Consider the following 16,654-nt stretch of genomic DNA (forward strand, 5'->3'; position numbering starts at 1 on the left):
GTGCCTTTCACGCCCTTTGTGGTTCAATTCCCCCACTTTCCTGACTTCAGTACACCCCAGGGGGATGCATGAAACGTCGTGATTTCGTTCGCAGTGCCGGGGCCGGAGCGGTCGCCGCCGGCACGCTGCTCGCCGGGGCGCCCGCCATCGCCGCCGGTAAACAGCGCTGGAAGATGGTTACCACTTGGCCCAAGAACTTCCCCGGCCTGGGTACGGGGGCGAACTTTCTGGCAAAGCTGATCACCGAGATGAGCGACGGCCGGCTGCAGGTCAAGGTCTACGGCGCCGGCGAGCTGGTGCCGGCCTTCGAGATCTTCGACGCCGTCTCCCGCGGCACCGCCGAGATGGGCCACGGTGCGGCCTATTACTGGAAGGGCAAGTCCCAGGCAGCGCAGTTCTTCTCCGCCGTGCCCTTCGGGCTGACCGCGCAGGAGATGAACGGCTGGCTGTATCACGGTGGCGGCATGCAGCTGTGGCAGGAAATCTATGCCGAATTCGGCCTGGTCCCGACCGCGGCCGGCAACACCGGCGTACTAGATGGCCGGCTGGTTCAACAAGGAGATCAACAGCGTTGATGACCTGGAAGGCCTGAAGATGCGCATCCCCGGCCTGGGCGGCGAGGTGCTGCACCGGGCCGGAGGCACCCCGGTGAGCCTGCCCGGCGGCGAGATCTTCACCTCGCTGCAATCGGGCAACATCGACGCGACCGAGTGGGTCGGGCCCTACAATGATCTGGCCTTCGGTCTGCACAAGGCGGCCAGATACTATTATTATCCCGGCTGGCACGAGCCCGGCACCACGCTCGAATCCTTCATCAACAAGGAGGCCTACGATGCGCTGCCGAAGGATCTGCAGCGCATCGTCACCAACGCCTGTCGGGTCGCCAACCAGGACATGCTGGCCGAATACACGGCACGCAACAACGATGCCCTGCACACCCTGGTCAACAAGCACAAGGTGGACCTGCGCCGCCTGCCCGATCCGGTCATCGCCAAACTCAAGGCGCTGTCGGACGAAGTGGTCGGCGAGATCGCGGAGAAGGATCGGAAGGCGCGCAAGGTATATGAGTCCTTCATCAGGTTCCGCGATCAGGTCATGGCCTGGCACGATGTCTCGGAGCGGGCCTATCTGAACGCCCGCGCCGGCACGGGCGCGCCGACCCGTTGCTGATGAAGCCCGCCGGTGTTTGCCGCCGGGCGGGCCTTCCTCCCCAGTTATCATGAATCGATCCGAATTGTTCCGGGTGCGGAACCTGGCGGTGGCAGACATCGGCCCGCTGGACCTGGCGCTGCAGCCGGGCGAGTGCGTCGGCCTGACTGGCGCATCGGGCAGCGGCAAGAGCCGGCTGCTGCGGGCGCTGGCCGATCTGGATCCGCACCGGGGCGGGATGTGGCTGGACGGCGAGGCCGCCGGTTCGCTCAAACCCTGGGACTGGCGACGCCGGGTGGCGCTGCTGCCGGCCGAGAGCGCCTGGTGGCACGACACCGTCGGGCCGCACTTCCCCGACGAACCGGATGCCGCGGCGCTGTCGGCACTGGGATTCAAACCGGAGGTGCTGGGATGGCGCATCGACCGCCTGTCCAGCGGCGAGAAGCAGCGCCTGGCGCTGCTGCGGGTGCTGGCGCTGCGGCCGCGGGTGCTGCTGCTGGACGAGCCCACCGCCAACCTGGATCGCGACAACGCCGGGCGCGCCGAGGCCCTGATCCGCGACTATCTGGACGGCAGCGGCGCGGCCGCGATCTGGGTCGGGCACGATCAGGCGCAGCTGCGGAAGGTGGCGGTGCGCTGCTACAGAGTGGCTGCGGGCGGCACCATCCGCGAGGAGCAGGCCGCGTGATCCATCTGAGCCACTGGGATCTGGTCCTGGCCGCGCTGCTGGTGCTGCTGCTGGCCTTCCTGTCGGGGCGGCTGCAGCGCCAGCTGCGCAACCAGATTCTGGTCGCCGCCCTGCGTACCACGGTGCAGCTGCTGCTCATCGGCCTGGTGCTGAAATGGTTGTTCGACCTGGCTCATCCCGCCTTCATCGGGCTGATCTCGCTGGTCATGCTCACCGTGGCCGGGCGCGAGGTGATGGTGCGCCAGGGGCGACGCCTGACCGGCTGGTGGAGCTTCGGGGTGGGGACCTTTTCCATGTTCCTGTCCTCGTTCACCGTCACCCTGTTCGCGCTGTGGGTGATCATCGGCAACGAACCCTGGTACGCGCCCCAGTACGCCATTCCGCTGCTGGGCATGCTGCTGGGCAACACCATGAACGGGATCTCCATCGCCATGGACCGGCTGACGCAATCCGCCTGGCAGCAGCGCCAGCAGATCGAGGGCCGGCTGATGCTGGGCGCGACCGCGACCGAGGCGATCTGCGACCTCAAGCGCGAGGCGGCGCGCAGCGGCCTGATCCCCATCATCAACGCCATGGCCGCGGCCGGCGTGGTCAGCCTGCCGGGGATGATGACCGGTCAGATCCTGGCCGGCGCCGATCCGGTGGAGGCGGTCAAGTACCAGATCATGATCATGTTCCTGATCTCGGTGGGAACGGGGCTGGGCACACTGGCCAGTCTGGGCCTGGTGTCCCGGCGGCTGTTCGACGAACGTCACCGGCTGCGGCTGGACCGGCTGCATGTGGGCAACGGCGACCGGCGGGCCAGTTGAATCTGCAGTCGTCGGCCGGGATAAGCGCAGCGCTCCCGGCAATTTCCGGCGGCTGCCGGAAACGGGCCGCATGGCCCTTATTCCGGCCTACGGGCTGTCCTCCAGCGCCTTGCGGAAGAACTCGGGCATCGCCAGCGCGCCGCGGTGCAGGTCACGATTGTAGTACAGGGTCTCGAAGGGCTTGTCCGCCGCGGCCTGTTCGCGGAACTCATGGGCCGTGCCGCCCTTGACCGCCATCGTGGCGGTCCACCAGCCGGACGGATACACCGGCTGCGGATAGAACAGGCTGGCGGTCGCATCGAAGCCGGCCGCACGCATGGCCTGGTGCATGGGTTTCAGTATGCGCATGTGATACAGCGGCGATTCGCTCTGCTGCACCAGTACGCCGTGTTCGCCCATGGCATTGAAGCAGTCGCGGTAGAAGGCCTCGGTGAACAGCCCCTTGGCCGGGCCGATGGGGTCGGTGCTGTCCACGATCACCACGTCCACGCTGCCCGGCTCGGCGTCCGCCATCCACTGGATGCCGTCGCCGAAATAGAATTCGGCGCGCGGATCATTGTTGGACTCGCACAGTTCGGGGAAGAATTTCTCCGAGATGCGCGTGACCCGTTCGTCGATCTCCACCTGCAGGGCATGCTCGATGCTGTCATGGCGCAGCACCTCGCGCAGCGTGCCGCAGTCGCCGCCGCCGATGATGACAACGCGTCCGGGATTCGGGTGGGTGAACAGGGCCGGGTGCGACATCATTTCGTGATAGAGAAAGTTGTCGCGGCTGGTCAGCATCACGAAGCCGTCGATGACCATCAGGTTGCCGAATTTCTCGGTCTCGAAGATCTCGATGCGCTGGTACGGGCTCTGTTCCTCGTGCAGCTTGCGGCTGATCTTGAGCGAGAAGGCAGAGCCGCCCTCCTCGCAGGTTTCGGTGAACCAGTGGGTGTCCAGGGACATGCGTTTGACCTTTGTCGGCGGCGTTGGGGCGGCGATCCGCGCAGAACGGGGAAAGATACAAGATACAAGATACAGGATTCAAGTTACAATCCGGCTGGGCGGGAAACCGTGGGTTTCCTTGTATCCTGTCACTCGCAGCTTGTATCTTTCAGATCATGTGGACCATCGACCAGGCGCGCACCACCTACAACCTTGCCCACTGGGGCGACGGCTACTTCGACGTCAACGATGCCGGCCATCTGAGCGCGCAGCCGGCGCCGGGCCGCGGCGGTGTGGTCGATCTGTACGAGCTGGCCGGCCGCTGCCGCGAGGCCGGCCTGTCGCTGCCGGTGCTGGTGCGTTTCTCCGGCATTCTGCATCACCGCATTGACACCCTGTGCGATGCCTTCAGCGCGGCGCGGCGCCAGTATGACTACCAGGGCGACTACACCGCCGTCTATCCCATCAAGGTCAACCAGCAGCGCAGCGTGGTGGACGAGATCATCGGCCACGGCGGCGAGCGCGTCGGCCTGGAGGCCGGCAGCAAGCCCGAACTGATGGCCGTGCTGGCGCTGACCCGTCCCGGCGGGGTGATCATCTGCAACGGCTACAAGGACCGCGAATACATTCGCCTGGCCCTGATCGGCCGCGCCCTCGGCTACCGCATCTTCATCGTGGTGGAGAAGCTCACCGAGCTGGAGCGGGTGCTGGAGGCCGCGCGCGAACTCGACGTGACACCGCTGCTGGGGGTGCGCATCCGCCTGTCCTCCATCGGCGCCGGCAAGTGGCAGAACACCGGCGGTGAGAAGTCCAAGTTCGGACTCCATGCCCGCCAGGTGATCGAGCTGGTCGAGCGCCTGCGCGCGGCCGGGATGCTGGACTGCCTGCAGCTGCTGCACTCGCACCTGGGGTCGCAGGTGGCCAACATCCGCGACATCCAGCGCGGCATGCGCGAGGTGGCACGCTACTATACCGAGCTGCACCGGCTGGGCGTGCCGCTGGGTTGGGTGGACGTGGGCGGCGGGCTCGGCATCGACTATGAGGGCACCGGCTCGCGCAGCTACTGTTCCATCAACTACAGCGTGCACGAGTATGCCAACAACGTGGTCCATGCCCTGGCCGAGATCTGTGCCGAATACGATCTGCCCCAGCCCGACCTGGTGACCGAGTCCGGCCGCGCCATGACCGCGCATCACGCCATGCTCATCACCAACGTGATCGACATCGAGCAGGCCCCGGGAACCGGACCGCTGGAGGCGCCCGCCGGGGACGAACCCCTGCTGCTGCAGAACCTGTGGCAGGTGCTGGAAAACCTTTCCGCCCGCAACGTGGTCGAGGCCTGGCACGACGCCGAGTACTGGCTGGGCGAGGCGCGTGGCCTGTATCTGCACGGTGTGCTGGACCTGGAGCAGCGGGCCCGCGCCGAGGCGCTGTACTTCGCCATCTGCCACCGGGTCCGCCCCATGCTCAAACAGGGGCGGCGCGAGCACCGCGAGATCCTCGACGCCCTGAACGAGAAGCTGGCCGACAAGTACTTCATCAACCTGTCGGTGTTCCAGTCGCTGCCCGATGTCTGGGCCATCGGGCAGATATTCCCCATCGCACCGCTGCACCGGCTGGACGACCCGCCCACCCGGCGGGCCGTGCTGCAGGACCTGACCTGCGACTCCGACGGCCGCATCCAGCAGTACGTCGATGGCGAGAGCATCGAAAGCACCCTGCCCCTGCATCCCTACCGGCCGGGGGAGGAGTATCTGCTCGGCATCTTCCTGGTCGGTGCCTACCAGGAGATCCTGGGCGACATGCACAACCTGTTCGGCGATACCGATGCCGTCAACGTGGTGCTGACCGGGGACGGCTATGAGCTGCGTCAGCCGGAGCGCGGCGACACCATCGATGAACTGCTGCGCTATGTGCACTTCGACACCGAGGCCATGAAGCAGGCCTACCGCGACCGCATCGCCGCGGCCGATCTCAGTGATGACCGGCGCCGGGCCTTCATCGAGGAACTGGAGGCGGGGCTGGTCGGTTACACCTATCTGGAAGACTGAATGCAAATGACATCAGCAGGCTTCATCGGCCTGGGTGCGATGGGCGCGCCCATGGCAGCCAATCTGCACCGCGCCGGCGCGCTCGCCGCGCTGTGGAACCGTACCACGGACAAGGCGCGGGCACTGGCCGATGAGCTGAACGTGACGGTGGCCGACACGCCGGCTGCACTGGCGCAGCAGGTCGATGTCATCCTGCTGTGTGTTTCCGCTGACGCCGATGTGCTGGCCATGATCGAGGCGCTGGAACCCGGCCTGCGGCCCGGCCAGGTGGTGATCGACCATTCCACCGTGCAGCCGCAGACCGCACAGACCGCGGCCGAGCGGCTGGCGGCGCAGGGTGTGGATTTTCTCGATGCGCCCGTCTCCGGCGGGGTCGAGGGCGCGCGCCGGGGGACGCTGGCCCTGATGGTGGGCGGCGAGGCCGGGGTGCTGGACCGGGTCCGGCCCCTGCTGGAAGCCCTGGGCCAGCGCATCGAACACATGGGGCCGGTCGGCAGCGGTCAGGCCACCAAGGCGGTGAACCAGATCATGGCCGCCGGCATCAACCAGGCCGTGACCGAGGCGCTGGCCTTCGCCGGGGCCCACGGCCTGCCGCTGGAGAAGGTCATCGAGGTGGTCGGCGCCGGTGCGGCCGGCAACTGGTTTCTCAGCCATCGCGGCCCCGGCATGACGCAGGGCAGCTTCGAGCCGGGTTTCAGGCTGGCGCTGCATCACAAGGATCTCACCATCTGCCAGGCCATGGCCGGAGCCCTGGGTGTGGAACTGCCGCTGGTGGAGAAGACGTTGGAGGACTACCGCCGGCTGCTGCAGGCCGGCTGCGGCGAGGAGGACATTTCCGCGCTCTATCGCGAAAAACGCAGGTTGTTCGAACCAGGAGGCTGACCATGCAGATACAAGTCACCCGCAATCCCGATGAATCGCTGCTGACCGAGCTGGGCGTGCGCGACTGGCCCATCTGGGAGAAGGAGGCCTCGACCTTCCCCTGGCACTATGACGCCACCGAGACCTGCTACCTGCTGGAAGGCGACGTGGTGGTCACGCCCGAGGACGGCGAGCCGGTGCAGATCCAGGCCGGCGATCTGGTCACCTTCCCGGTCGGCATGGACTGCACCTGGGAGATCCGCGCGGCGGTGCGCAAGCACTACAGGTTTGAATAGCCTTGTCTGCCTTTTCCCGATTCAGTAGCGCAGCCGCACGCCTGCATGGACATTGCGCTCCGGCGCCGGTTCGAAGAAACGGCCGGCGGCGGCGTTGATGCGTACATTGCTGAAGTAGTCCCGGTCGGTGAGATTGTTGAGCCCGGCGAAAACCTCCAGTTCCGTTCCCTGCCATGCGCCCCGGATGCCGGCGCGCAGGTTGACCACGGCATAGCCGGCGACTGGCTCGCGGTTGGCGTTGTCGGCGTAGACGCGGCCGACAGCCAGGCCGTCCAGGATGACATAGGGGCCGCTGGGGTCGCGCCAGGCCAGTTCGGTGAACAGGGTCTGTTCAGGCAGGCCGGGCAGACGCCGGCCTGCCAGATCAGTACCCGCAGCATCGACGAATTGCCGGAACCGGTAGCGTGCATGGGTATAGGCTGAGGTCAGACGGAGGCGGTCGGTGATGTCATGGATCAGCGTGGCCTCCAGCCCCGTGCGCCGGGTGCGCGCGGCATTGGCGAAGCGGTCCGGCTCGCTCGCCACCTGCACGATCTCGTCGCGGGTCTCCACCCGGAACAGGGCCAGTTCATAGCGCAGATCCTTCCCGATGAAACCCTTCGCCCCCAATTCCAGGTTCAGCGCCTGCTGTGGGTCGAGGTCGGGGTCGAAACCCTCCCCAGGTTCGGTCGGGTCGGAGAACTCGGTGAAGCTCGGCGTCTCGAAGGCCGAACCGGCCGCGGCATACAGCCGGTGGTCGCGCTGCAGCTGATAGCCCAGGCCCAGGGTGAAGCTGAGTTCATCGAAGGTTCGGCTGCCCGAGGCGGCGCCGTCCGGGGTGAGGCGGTCATCGATGTCGAACTCCACCCGATCGTAGCGGCCGCCCAGGGTGAGATCCATGCGTTCGCTGAGGGCCAGGTCCGCCTGGCCGTAGAGGCCGGCCTCGGTGGCGGTCTCGAGCGCGTCCTGGATCTGGCCGGTGAGTCTGCCATCGTTGTCGACCTCAAAACGCTGGCGGTCGTCGCGCTGGCGGGCGGCTTCCAGGCCCAGGGTGTAGCGCAGCGGCCGCTTCCCGAGTCTGGTGTTGGCGGTGTAATCGAGACCGGCACCGAAGAAGTCGCGTTCATACTGCAGCCGGCTCGGTCCCGGGAAGGGCAGCTGCTGTTCGAAGTCGCGGCGGGTATGGAACAGGCGCGCGCTGAACTCACCGGACCCCAGATTGCGATCCCGGTAGCGGATACCCAGGCGCCGCTGGCGCACCGACTGGCCGCTGTCCAGCGCCAGCGCGTTGGGCGCGGCCTGGCGGCGGTCGGTCTCGACTTCGCTCCGGGTCAGGCCGCCCGGGTCCTCACCGTAGGGTTGGTCCAGTGCGGTCAGCACAGCCTCGATGCTGCGCAGGGCGTCGATGTCATAAGTCAGCTTCGTGTTCAGCAGGTCCTTGCGGGTGCGGCTCTGCCGGCGATAGCCGTCATAGTCGAGGCGCGAGGCGCTGACCTGTGCACCCCAGGCCGCGCGGCGGCCGCCGCCGCGGACTGTCAGCTTGCGAAAATCATGGCTGCCGGCCCGGGCCTGGAGCTCGGCGAAGGGCGTGGCCGGTGGATCGGCGGTGTGGATCTGGAGCACGCCGCCGGCAGCGTTGCCATACAGGGCCGAGGACGGGCCGCGGATGAGCTCGACCCGGTCGATGGATTCCAGGTCGATGCTGTCGATCTGCGACTGGCCGTCGGGCAGGGTCTCGGGGAAGCCGTCGATGAGGATGCGCACGCCACGGATGCCGAAGGGCGCGCGGGCGCCGAAGCCGCGGATGGACAGGCGCAGGTTCTGGGCGAAGTTGTAGCGGTTCCGGAACAGCACGCCCGGCGTGCGATTGAGTGCCGTGTCCAGTCCCAGACCCTGGCGGGCCTGACGCAGGTCCTGCTGCTCCACCACCGTGACGGCAGCCGGCGTGCGTTGCAGGTCGCGGGTCAGGCGCGGGGCGGTGATGGTGATGGTGATCGGTTCATCCGGGGCGGGCGGCTGTTCCTGTGCCGTCGCCGGGGCGGCCAGGGCGAGGATTCCGGGCAGGAGCAGGCGATGCATAGGCGCTAACCGGGCGGATCAGTGGGCCGAAAGCCGGAGCCGGGCTCAAGTCTGGCCCGGTCGGTACGATAATACCTGGTACAGCCAGGGTTTATGGCGGATATTGCATGGATGGCGTAGACAAGGACAACCCTGCGGGGATTCAGGATACCTCCATCATGGTCATGCTGGTCGACGACCAGCCGATCGTGGCGGAGCGTGTGCGCATGGACCTGCTCGCCGACCCCTCCATCGATTTTCACTACTGCCAGGATCCCGCGGACCTCATCGGCACGGCGGCAGAGATCAGGCCCACGGTGATCCTGCTCGATCTGCTGATGCCGGGCGTCAACGGCTATGACATGATCCGCCGGTTGCGCCACGATCCGGTGACCAGCGATATTCCCATCATCGTGCTGTCGGCCCGGGAACAGGTCGACTGCAAGGCCGAGGCCTTCGCCCGCGGCGCCAACGACTACCTGATCAAGCTGCCGGACAAGCGTGAGCTGGTTGCGCGTGTGCTCTACCATTCCCGCGCCTACATCAACAAGCTGCAACGCGATGCCGCCTTCAATGCGCTGCGCGAGAGCCAGCGTCGGCTGGAGCAGAAGAATTTCGAGCTGATGAAGATGTCGAACGTGGACGGCCTGACCGGGGTGTCCAACCGGCGTCATTTCGACACCCTGCTGGCGCAGGTCTGGGCGCATGCCCATCGCAGCCAGTCACCGCTGTCACTGATCATGCTCGATATCGATTACTTCAAGTACTACAACGACAACTACGGGCATCTGGCCGGGGATGACTGTCTGCGGTCGGTGGCGGAGACCATCCGGGAACAACTGCCGCGCGCCACGGATTTTGTCGCCCGCTTCGGCGGTGAGGAGTTCGCCGTTGTGCTGGATGCCACCGATGCCCAGGGTGCGACCACGGTTGCCGGCCGGCTGCTGGCGGCGATCGACGGACTGGCCATCAAACACGGTGCCTCGCCGATCGCTGCGCATGTCACCGTCAGCCTCGGCATCGCCAGTACCGTTCCGCAGCCCGGACAGCAGCCCAAAATACTGCTCGCGCGCGCGGATCAGGCCCTGTACGAGGCCAAGGCCGCGGGCCGGCATTGTTTCGTCAACGGCAACGGAATGCCGGGCACAATGGACACGGCAATCCCCTAGCCTTGCAGGCCGGGTCGGCGCAGTCTAACCCGACATGTCGCAGCGGCGCCCTAGCCCTTTACCTTCAGCAGGATCGCCTCGATGTCGTGTTCGCGCAAGCGGGCCCGGGCCTTGTTCAGGCTGCGCAGATTATCGAAGGGGCCGACCCGCACCCGGTGCCAGGTCTCGGACTCGTTGATGCTGACTGTCTGCACATGCGTCTCCAGGCCGAGCAGGGCCAGCCGTGCCTTGAGCTGATCGGCCTGTTCGGCCGACTTGAAGGATCCTGCCTGAAGCAGGTAGGTGCCGGGGGTTTCCACCTGGCGCACGCCCTCCTTGTGACTACCGGTGATGGCCTCCTCCGGCACCACCACCTCCATCTCCGGCAGGATCTGATAGAAGTCGAAGCGCGGCTTCGGCGGTGGCGGGATGTCGCGATGGCGCGGTGTGCGCACCGCGCGGGCGTCCTCGTCGGTGGTCACCACCGGGTTCGGTTGCGGGGTGTCCGGATTGGCGGGCTGCTTCAGGTAGATCAGGAAGGCCACGAACAGGCCGATCAGCAGACCGGCCAGCAGCCACAGCCAGCCGGGGACGGACTGCTTGCGGCGTTTGGGGTTGGCGCGGTGTTTGTAGTCTCGTGGCATGAGTTGCTCAAAATCATTTAACGCAGAGACGCGAAGGCGCAGAGAACGCAGAGATATCCAGGCGTTTTCCAGTTTCTATATCGCCAACCAATCCCGTCATCCCGGCGCAGGCCGGGATCCAGGATCCGCCGTGGTAAATGGATTCCGGCCTGCGCCGGAATGACGGAAGGATTTTGCGTCCTCTGCGCCTTCGCGTCTCTGCGTTAAAAAAATCACATGCTCTCCGGCGCCGACACGCCCAGCAGACCCAGGCCGTTGGCGATCACCTGCCGCGTGGCCAGGATCAGGTTGAGCCGGGCGTCGCGCAGCTTCTCGTCGCCGACCAGGAACTGGTGGGCGTTGTAATAGGTGTGAAAGTCGTTGGCCAGGTCGCGCAGGTAGTGCGCCAGCTGGTGCGGCTCGTGATTGAGCGCGGCGGTCTCGACGATCTCCGGGTAGCGCGACAGGTTGATCATCAGCGACTGCTCGTGGGACTCGTGCAGCAGGTGCAGGTGGTCGCGGCCGCGTACGCGGTCCCACTGCATGCCCTTCTCTTCCATCTGGCGCAGCACGCTGCACACGCGGGCATGGGCGTACTGGATATAGTAGACCGGGTTGTCGCTGGACTGGGACTTGGCCAGGTCCAGGTCGAAGTCCAGGTGCTGCTCGCACTTGCGCATGACATAGAAGAAGCGCGCCGCGTCATTGCCGACCTCCTGGCGCAGTTCGCGCAGGGTGACGAACTCACCCGAGCGGGTCGACATCTGCGCCTTCTCGCCGCCCCGGTAAAGGATGGCGAACTGCACCAGCAGTACGTCGAGCCGGTCGATGTCGTCACCCAGCGCCTGCAGTGCGGCCTTGACCCGCGGCACATAGCCGTGATGGTCGGCGCCCCAGACGTCGATCACCCGCTCGAAGCCGCGCTCGAGCTTGTTCATGTGATAGGCGATGTCGGAGGCGAAGTAGGTCTTCTGGCCGTTGTCGCGCACCACCACCCGGTCCTTCTCGTCACCGAAGTCGGTGGAGCGGAACCAGATTGCGCCGTCGCGCTGGTACAGGTAACCGGCCTGCTGCAGCCGGTTGACGGCGGCATCGACCAGGCCCTTGTCGGTCAGCGAGCGCTCCGAGAACCATTCGTCGTACTCGACCCCGAATTCCTTCAGGTCCTGGCGGATGTTGGCCAGGATCTCGTTCAGCCCGGCATCGAAGACCTTGCGGTAGTGCTGCGCGCCGAGCCGCGACTGGATGCGCGCAATCAGGCCGTCGATGTGCGCCTCCTTGTCGCCTTCGGGGGCGTCGGCCGGCACACCCTCGAACAGCTCGGCCGCGCTGACGCGCCAGTCGTCGCCATGGTTGCGGTGCAGGGTCGCGCCGATGTCCCAGACATAGTCGCCCTTGTAGCCGTTGCTGGGGAAGGCGAACTCCTCGCCGCACAGTTCCAGGTAGCGCAGGTAGACGCTGGCGGCCAGGATGTCCATCTGGCGGCCGGCGTCGTTGACGTAATACTCGCGGTGAACATTGAAGCCGATCGCGGCGAGCAGGTCGGCGACGGCGGCACCGTAGGCCGCGCCGCGGCCGTGGCCGACATGCAGCGGCCCGGTCGGGTTGGCGGAGACGAACTCGACCTGTACCGGCTGTCGCGCGCCGAGGTCCGAACGTCCGTAGGCCGTGCCCTGCTCCAGGATCTGGTCGAGGGTCCGGTGCCAGGCGTCAGTGGTGAGGGTGAAGTTGATGAAGCCGGGACCCGCGATGTCCGTCTGTTTGATGAATTCGGAAGGCGGCAGTGCGGCCACCAGCTTCTCGGCCAGGTCGCGCGGCTTGCTTCCGGCCGGCTTGCACAGGGTCATGGCCAGGTTGGTGGCGAAGTCGCCGTGGGCGGCGTCGCGGGTGCGTTCCAGGTGGATTTCCACCTCGAGATCGGCGGGCAGGGTGCCGTCCTCGCGCAGGGTGTTCAAGCTGTGCTGGAGCAGGTCCTGGAGCAGGTGTTTCATGGGTGTCTCTGACGGCTTCGGAGGAGCCGGGATACGGCTCGAAGCCGGCTATTATCCGGTGTTGTGGGTATGTTGCAAGGGTGGTTTGCTGGTCTTGTTCAATGTAGGCGACAGTAACGCCAAGAATGCAGAGGCGCAGAGGCGCAAAGGGTAAATACATAAGAATTCTTTGCGTCTCCGTACCCATAGGGCATAAACGTCTTTGCGTGCTCTGCGTTTATTCCGCCGCGGGCTAGTAGGTATCCACCGGGTCCACGTCCAGCGACCAGCGGATGCGCCGTGCGGCCGGCGACTCGGCCAGGGTCGGGATCCAGTGTCTGAGCAGGCGGTGCAGGGCCGCACGTTCGGGAGACTGGATCAGCAGCTGGGCGCGGTAGCGTCCGGCACGTTTCTCCATCGGCGCCGGCACCGGGCCCCAGAACTCGATCTCCGGTCCCGACAGCTGCTGCGCCAGGGTGTGGGCCTGCTCGAGGAATTCCCGCGGGGCCTCCCGCCCGGTGGCCTCGGCGCGCAGCAGGGCCAGGCTGGCATAGGGCGGCAGGGCGGTCTCCCGGCGTTCGGCCAGGGCCGCCTCGGCGAAGGCGCTGTAGCCCTCGCCGACCAGCCGCCGCAGCAGGGGATGGTCCGGATGATGGGTCTGGATCAGCACGGTGCCCGGCCGTTCGGCCCGTCCGGCCCGTCCGGCGACCTGGACGATGAGCTGGGCCAGACGTTCGCTGGCGCGGAAGTCGCTGGAGAACAGGCGCTGATCGGCCTCGAGGATGCCGACCAGGGTCACGCCGGGGAAGTGATGGCCCTTGGCCAGCATCTGGGTGCCGAGCAGGATCTGCGCTTCCCCGCTTTGGGCGCGTTCCAGCAGCGTCTCCAGCTGGCCCTTGCGCCGGGTGCTGTCGCGGTCGATGCGCAGGCAGGTGTGCCCGGGGAACAGCGCCTGCAGGGTCTGCTCGATGCGTTCCGTGCCATAGCCCAGACCACGCAGGTCCGGGCTGCCGCACTCGGGACATTGGACCGGTACCGGCTGGCTGGCGTCGCAGTGATGGCAGTGGAGCCGTCCGCGGCCCTGATGCAGCGTCAGGTGGCTGTCGCAGCGCTGGCAGGCCGCCACCCAGCCGCACTCGTGGCAGATCAGAGTGGGGGCGAAGCCGCGCCGGTTGAGAAACAGCAGCACCTGTTCTCCGCGTTCGAGGTGGCGGTGCATGGCCCCGATCAGCGGCTCGGCCAGGCCCTCACGCAACGGCTGGCCGCGAATATCCAGCAGTTTGAGTGCCGGCGCGCTGGCCGTGCCGGCCCGGCTCGGCAGGTGCAGACGCTGATAGCGGCCCTGGTCAGCGTTGTACAGGCTTTCCAGTGAGGGCGTGGCCGAGCCCAGCAGGATGGGCACGTCCTGCTGCCGGGCCCGCCAGATCAGCAGGTCGCGGGCCGAATAGCGAAATCCGTCCTGCTGCTTGAGCGAGGGGTCGTGTTCCTCGTCGACGATGAACAGTCCCGGCTCCGGCAGCGGCGTGAACACGGCCGAGCGGGTGCCGACCACGATCCGGGCCGCGCCGTCGCGCGCGGCCACCCAGGCATTGAGGCGTTCGCGTTCACTCAGGCCCGAATGCAGGATCACCAGGGGGGCGGCCAGGCGCGCGCGCAGCCGCTGCATCAGCTGCGGGGTCAGGCCGATCTCGGGGACCAGCAGCAGGGTCTGGCGGCCGGCGGCCAGGGCCTGTTCGATGGCGCGGATGTAGACCTCGGTCTTGCCGCTGCCGGTGACCCCGTCGAGCAGAAAGCAGCCATAGCCGGTGTGTTCCGCCACGGCCTGTACCGCGGTGGCCTGGGCGGGATTGAGTTCGGGCGCCGTTCCGCCCGGCTGCGGCGGTGTCAGTCCCGGCGTGGCCGTGAGCTCTTTCACCCAGCCCTTGGCGACCAGTGCCTTGAGGGCATCGGGCCGGTACAGGTCGCGGGCCTGGAGCTGTTCCCGATCGGCGCCGTCGGGACAGCCGGCCAGCCAGGCCAGCAGGGCGGCCTGGCGCGGTGCGCGCCCGAGTCCGGCCGGATCGATGGCCCGCCCCGCCGGACTCAGCTGCCAGCAGCGGGTCTGTTCGATTGCCGCGGGCCGGCCCTGACGCAGCAGGGCCGGCAGGGCCTGGGCGAAGACCTCGCCGACAGGGTGGTGGTAATAGCCGGCGGCCCAGTGCAGCAGCGCCAGCAGGTCGGGCGGCAACAGCGGCCGGGCGTCGATGACTTCACTGACCGGTTTGATCTGGTCCGCGCGCAGTTCGGTCCGGGGACTGGATTCCAGGATGACGCCGACCAGGCTGCGGCGGCCGAACGGGACCCGCACCCGGCATCCGGGTGCGGCCCCGCCGACCGGGTCCAGGCGGTAATCGAAGCTGCGGTACAGGGGGCAGGGCAGGGCCACCCTGACATAGGTTGCTGTGGACTGATTGGGCAAGGGGATATCTGTGCAGTTAGCCGGTATCGTTGAGCCTGATTGTTATAATCCGGCCTTAAGCCTTTAATCCAAATGCGGTAATTTCATTATCCACAAAATCTGTGGATAACTTTGTGGAACAAATGGGGCTAACGGCCTGCAGGGCCCGTATTTGTTGCATTTGTGTTAACTTGCGCATTTTGTCACCAATGTATTTTATATTTACTAAACAGTAAGTTATAAAATTTCAGCTGATTGCCCGGGCTGGTGACGGGCTTTCGACGCGAAAAGGTCGGATTCACTTTCAGCTTGTGTATAAACCCGGCTGGGAAGAAAAATCAAGCCCCCGGTCAACCGCAGTTCAAGTGCAGTTATCCGTCCGCCGCAGGGGCGCCTGCATCCTGTATAACCCGGTTATACACCGGCTTTGTGCGGCTCCGGTTACGTACTCGGCGTTAGCGCCACCCATCCCTTGATGATGGGTCTAACTGCCAGTCTACAACCAGTCGGTCAGGGCGATGCCGATACCGATGCGGCGGATATGGGCGTCGTAGTCGATCAGGCTCTCGCCATAGCCGTCGAAGTACTGGGCGTAGCCCTTGACCCTGCGGGTCAGGGGGAAGGACCAGCCCAGCTCGACCGCCCCCCGGGGGTCGCTGCGGCTGAGGTTGCTGCGCAGCATCAGGCTCAGGGAATGACCGTCCAGTTTGTAGGCCAGGCGGAGTTCGCCATAGCCCATGAAGTCCTCGATATCGGGGTTGTCGTCCCCGGTGGCATCAGTCGGGCTTTTCTTTTTCGGCTCGGGGATGCGGTACCAGGGTTTGAGGCTGAAGGCGAAGTTGCCGCGCTCGAACACCAGGTCGGCATAGAGGCGGTTCCAGCTGCGCGACAGTACACCGCCGCGGCCGTTGGACTGGTGCGAAAGGCCGACCTGCAGCAGCCGTGCATCGATGCCGAACAGTGAATAGTCCGGCAGGTAGGTCAGAAACAGCTCGGGCTCATGGTTGGTCTCGCGGAAGGCCGAGGAGAATTCCCGGTTGTAGGCCTGCCAGTAGGACTGGTTGGTGTAGGCCAGAAAGATCGAACTGCGGTCATTGAACAGACCGCGCACCAGCGGGAACTTGAAGCTGAGCTGAAACTTGAACTCCCACTTCTGCAGTTCACCCTCGCTGACGTCGAAGGGATCGGAATTGGGCGAGAAGTTGTAGGTCGCCGGCAGCAGGTAGTTGGGCCGGTGCGGGGTGATGACGAAGGGGTTTTCCGCCGTGGCGCGTTCCAGGGTGATGCGGGTTTCCAGCGGCGAGGCGCCTGTCTCAGCGGCGGCATTCTCTTCGGCCGCGGGTGTCGGCGCCTCCACCGTTGCGGCCGGCGTATCCGCTTCCTGCTCGGCCAGCGGCAGGAGTGACTCCAGGCAGATGGCCTTGAGCTCGGCCACGGTGGCCTCGTCCGGGGCGGCCTTGAGCTGTTCCAGCAGGCACTGGTCCAGGTCGGTGGGAAAGGCTTGCGCGTTGAGGCTGGCGAGGATGCCGGCCAGGAGGCAGGCGCTGCGCGCGGCAAGGCGAGGATATCTCATGTGTCACTGTGTCCCATCCATGATCCATAAAAAAAGCCCGGCACAGCCGGGCTTTTGTCCTTACCCTGCGTTGTGCACGGTGCTG

The 16,654-nt window shown here is 66.1% G+C and carries 12 protein-coding genes and 1 pseudogene; 7 read left to right on the forward strand and 6 right to left on the reverse strand.

Annotated elements, in window-relative coordinates:
- Positions 1–68: 68 nt before the first annotated feature.
- From D6C00_RS16570 to D6C00_RS08885, 3 genes and pseudogenes are all read left to right on the forward strand, one after another.
- Positions 69–1,170 (forward strand): annotated as a pseudogene (locus D6C00_RS16570) (TRAP transporter substrate-binding protein).
- A gap of 49 nt (positions 1,171–1,219) precedes the next feature.
- Entirely contained in the window at positions 1,220–1,837 is a 618-nt protein-coding gene (locus D6C00_RS08880) for an ABC transporter ATP-binding protein (protein WP_125181395.1), read from the forward strand.
- Positions 1,834–2,646 carry an ABC transporter permease gene (locus tag D6C00_RS08885; protein ID WP_125181396.1) on the forward strand — a complete coding sequence of 271 codons (813 nt, stop codon included), beginning with the start codon at positions 1,834–1,836 and terminating at the stop codon, positions 2,644–2,646. Before D6C00_RS08880 ends, D6C00_RS08885 begins: the two co-directional genes overlap by 4 nt.
- An 87-nt stretch (positions 2,647–2,733) precedes the next feature.
- Here the strand turns inward: D6C00_RS08885 and speE are convergent, their stop codons facing one another.
- On the reverse strand, positions 2,734–3,594 hold the full coding sequence (gene speE / locus D6C00_RS08890; protein ID WP_125181397.1) for a polyamine aminopropyltransferase: 861 nt from the start codon (positions 3,592–3,594) through the stop codon (positions 2,734–2,736).
- A gap of 155 nt (positions 3,595–3,749) precedes the next feature.
- Between speE and speA the strand changes: the two genes are divergently transcribed.
- From speA to D6C00_RS08905, 3 genes are read left to right on the forward strand one after another with little or no spacing between them, the layout of a single operon-like run.
- A complete protein-coding gene (speA, locus tag D6C00_RS08895; RefSeq protein ID WP_125181398.1) occupies positions 3,750–5,624 on the forward strand; it encodes a biosynthetic arginine decarboxylase in 1,875 nt (624 codons plus the stop codon).
- Entirely contained in the window at positions 5,625–6,506 is an 882-nt protein-coding gene (locus tag D6C00_RS08900) for an NAD(P)-dependent oxidoreductase (protein ID WP_241546834.1), read from the forward strand.
- A 2-nt stretch (positions 6,507–6,508) separates the two neighbouring features.
- The gene (locus D6C00_RS08905; RefSeq protein ID WP_125181399.1) at positions 6,509–6,781 is read left to right on the forward strand and encodes a cupin domain-containing protein; all 273 of its coding nucleotides are present in this window, start codon (positions 6,509–6,511) and stop codon (positions 6,779–6,781) included.
- A gap of 21 nt (positions 6,782–6,802) precedes the next feature.
- Here the strand turns inward: D6C00_RS08905 and D6C00_RS08910 are convergent, their stop codons facing one another.
- A complete protein-coding gene (locus tag D6C00_RS08910) occupies positions 6,803–8,839 on the reverse strand; it encodes a TonB-dependent receptor family protein (protein WP_125181400.1) in 2,037 nt (678 codons plus the stop codon).
- A gap of 107 nt (positions 8,840–8,946) precedes the next feature.
- On the opposite strand from D6C00_RS08910, the gene D6C00_RS08915 reads away from it, so the two are divergent.
- Positions 8,947–9,987: a GGDEF domain-containing protein gene (locus tag D6C00_RS08915; RefSeq protein WP_206609536.1), complete on the forward strand. Its 1,041-nt coding sequence runs from the start codon at positions 8,947–8,949 to the stop codon at positions 9,985–9,987.
- A gap of 50 nt (positions 9,988–10,037) precedes the next feature.
- Here the strand turns inward: D6C00_RS08915 and D6C00_RS08920 are convergent, their stop codons facing one another.
- From D6C00_RS08920 to D6C00_RS08935, 4 genes are all read right to left on the reverse strand, one after another.
- Complete coding sequence (locus tag D6C00_RS08920; protein ID WP_125181401.1) at positions 10,038–10,610, reverse strand: SPOR domain-containing protein; 573 nt, start codon at positions 10,608–10,610, stop codon at positions 10,038–10,040.
- Positions 10,611–10,822: 212 nt separating this feature from the next.
- On the reverse strand, positions 10,823–12,580 hold the full coding sequence (argS, locus tag D6C00_RS08925) for an arginine--tRNA ligase (RefSeq protein WP_125181402.1): 1,758 nt from the start codon (positions 12,578–12,580) through the stop codon (positions 10,823–10,825).
- Positions 12,581–12,812: 232 nt separating this feature from the next.
- Positions 12,813–15,017 (reverse strand): primosomal protein N', encoded by a 2,205-nt coding sequence (locus tag D6C00_RS08930; protein ID WP_125181403.1) that lies wholly within the window; start codon positions 15,015–15,017, stop codon positions 12,813–12,815.
- A 475-nt stretch (positions 15,018–15,492) separates the two neighbouring features.
- Positions 15,493–16,569 (reverse strand): phospholipase A, encoded by a 1,077-nt coding sequence (locus D6C00_RS08935; RefSeq protein ID WP_125181404.1) that lies wholly within the window; start codon positions 16,567–16,569, stop codon positions 15,493–15,495.
- Positions 16,570–16,654 lie beyond the last annotated feature (85 nt).

This window comes from Thiohalobacter thiocyanaticus, assembly GCF_003932505.1.
Classification (GTDB): domain Bacteria; phylum Pseudomonadota; class Gammaproteobacteria; order Thiohalobacterales; family Thiohalobacteraceae; genus Thiohalobacter; species Thiohalobacter thiocyanaticus.

Bases quoted from the DNA above. Each gene is read 5' to 3' on its own strand.
- D6C00_RS08880 (WP_125181395.1), top strand. From the start codon at position 1,220: ATGAATCGATCCGAATTGTTCCGGGTGCGGAACCTGGCGGTGGCAGAC.
- speE (WP_125181397.1), bottom strand. From the start codon at position 3,594: ATGTCCCTGGACACCCACTGGTTCACCGAAACCTGCGAGGAGGGCGGC.
- speA (WP_125181398.1), top strand. From the start codon at position 3,750: ATGTGGACCATCGACCAGGCGCGCACCACCTACAACCTTGCCCACTGG.
- D6C00_RS08900 (WP_241546834.1), top strand. From the start codon at position 5,625: ATGCAAATGACATCAGCAGGCTTCATCGGCCTGGGTGCGATGGGCGCG.
- D6C00_RS08905 (WP_125181399.1), top strand. From the start codon at position 6,509: ATGCAGATACAAGTCACCCGCAATCCCGATGAATCGCTGCTGACCGAG.
- D6C00_RS08910 (WP_125181400.1), bottom strand. From the start codon at position 8,839: ATGCATCGCCTGCTCCTGCCCGGAATCCTCGCCCTGGCCGCCCCGGCG.
- D6C00_RS08915 (WP_206609536.1), top strand. From the start codon at position 8,947: ATGGATGGCGTAGACAAGGACAACCCTGCGGGGATTCAGGATACCTCC.
- D6C00_RS08920 (WP_125181401.1), bottom strand. From the start codon at position 10,610: ATGCCACGAGACTACAAACACCGCGCCAACCCCAAACGCCGCAAGCAG.
- argS (WP_125181402.1), bottom strand. From the start codon at position 12,580: ATGAAACACCTGCTCCAGGACCTGCTCCAGCACAGCTTGAACACCCTG.
- D6C00_RS08935 (WP_125181404.1), bottom strand. From the start codon at position 16,569: ATGAGATATCCTCGCCTTGCCGCGCGCAGCGCCTGCCTCCTGGCCGGC.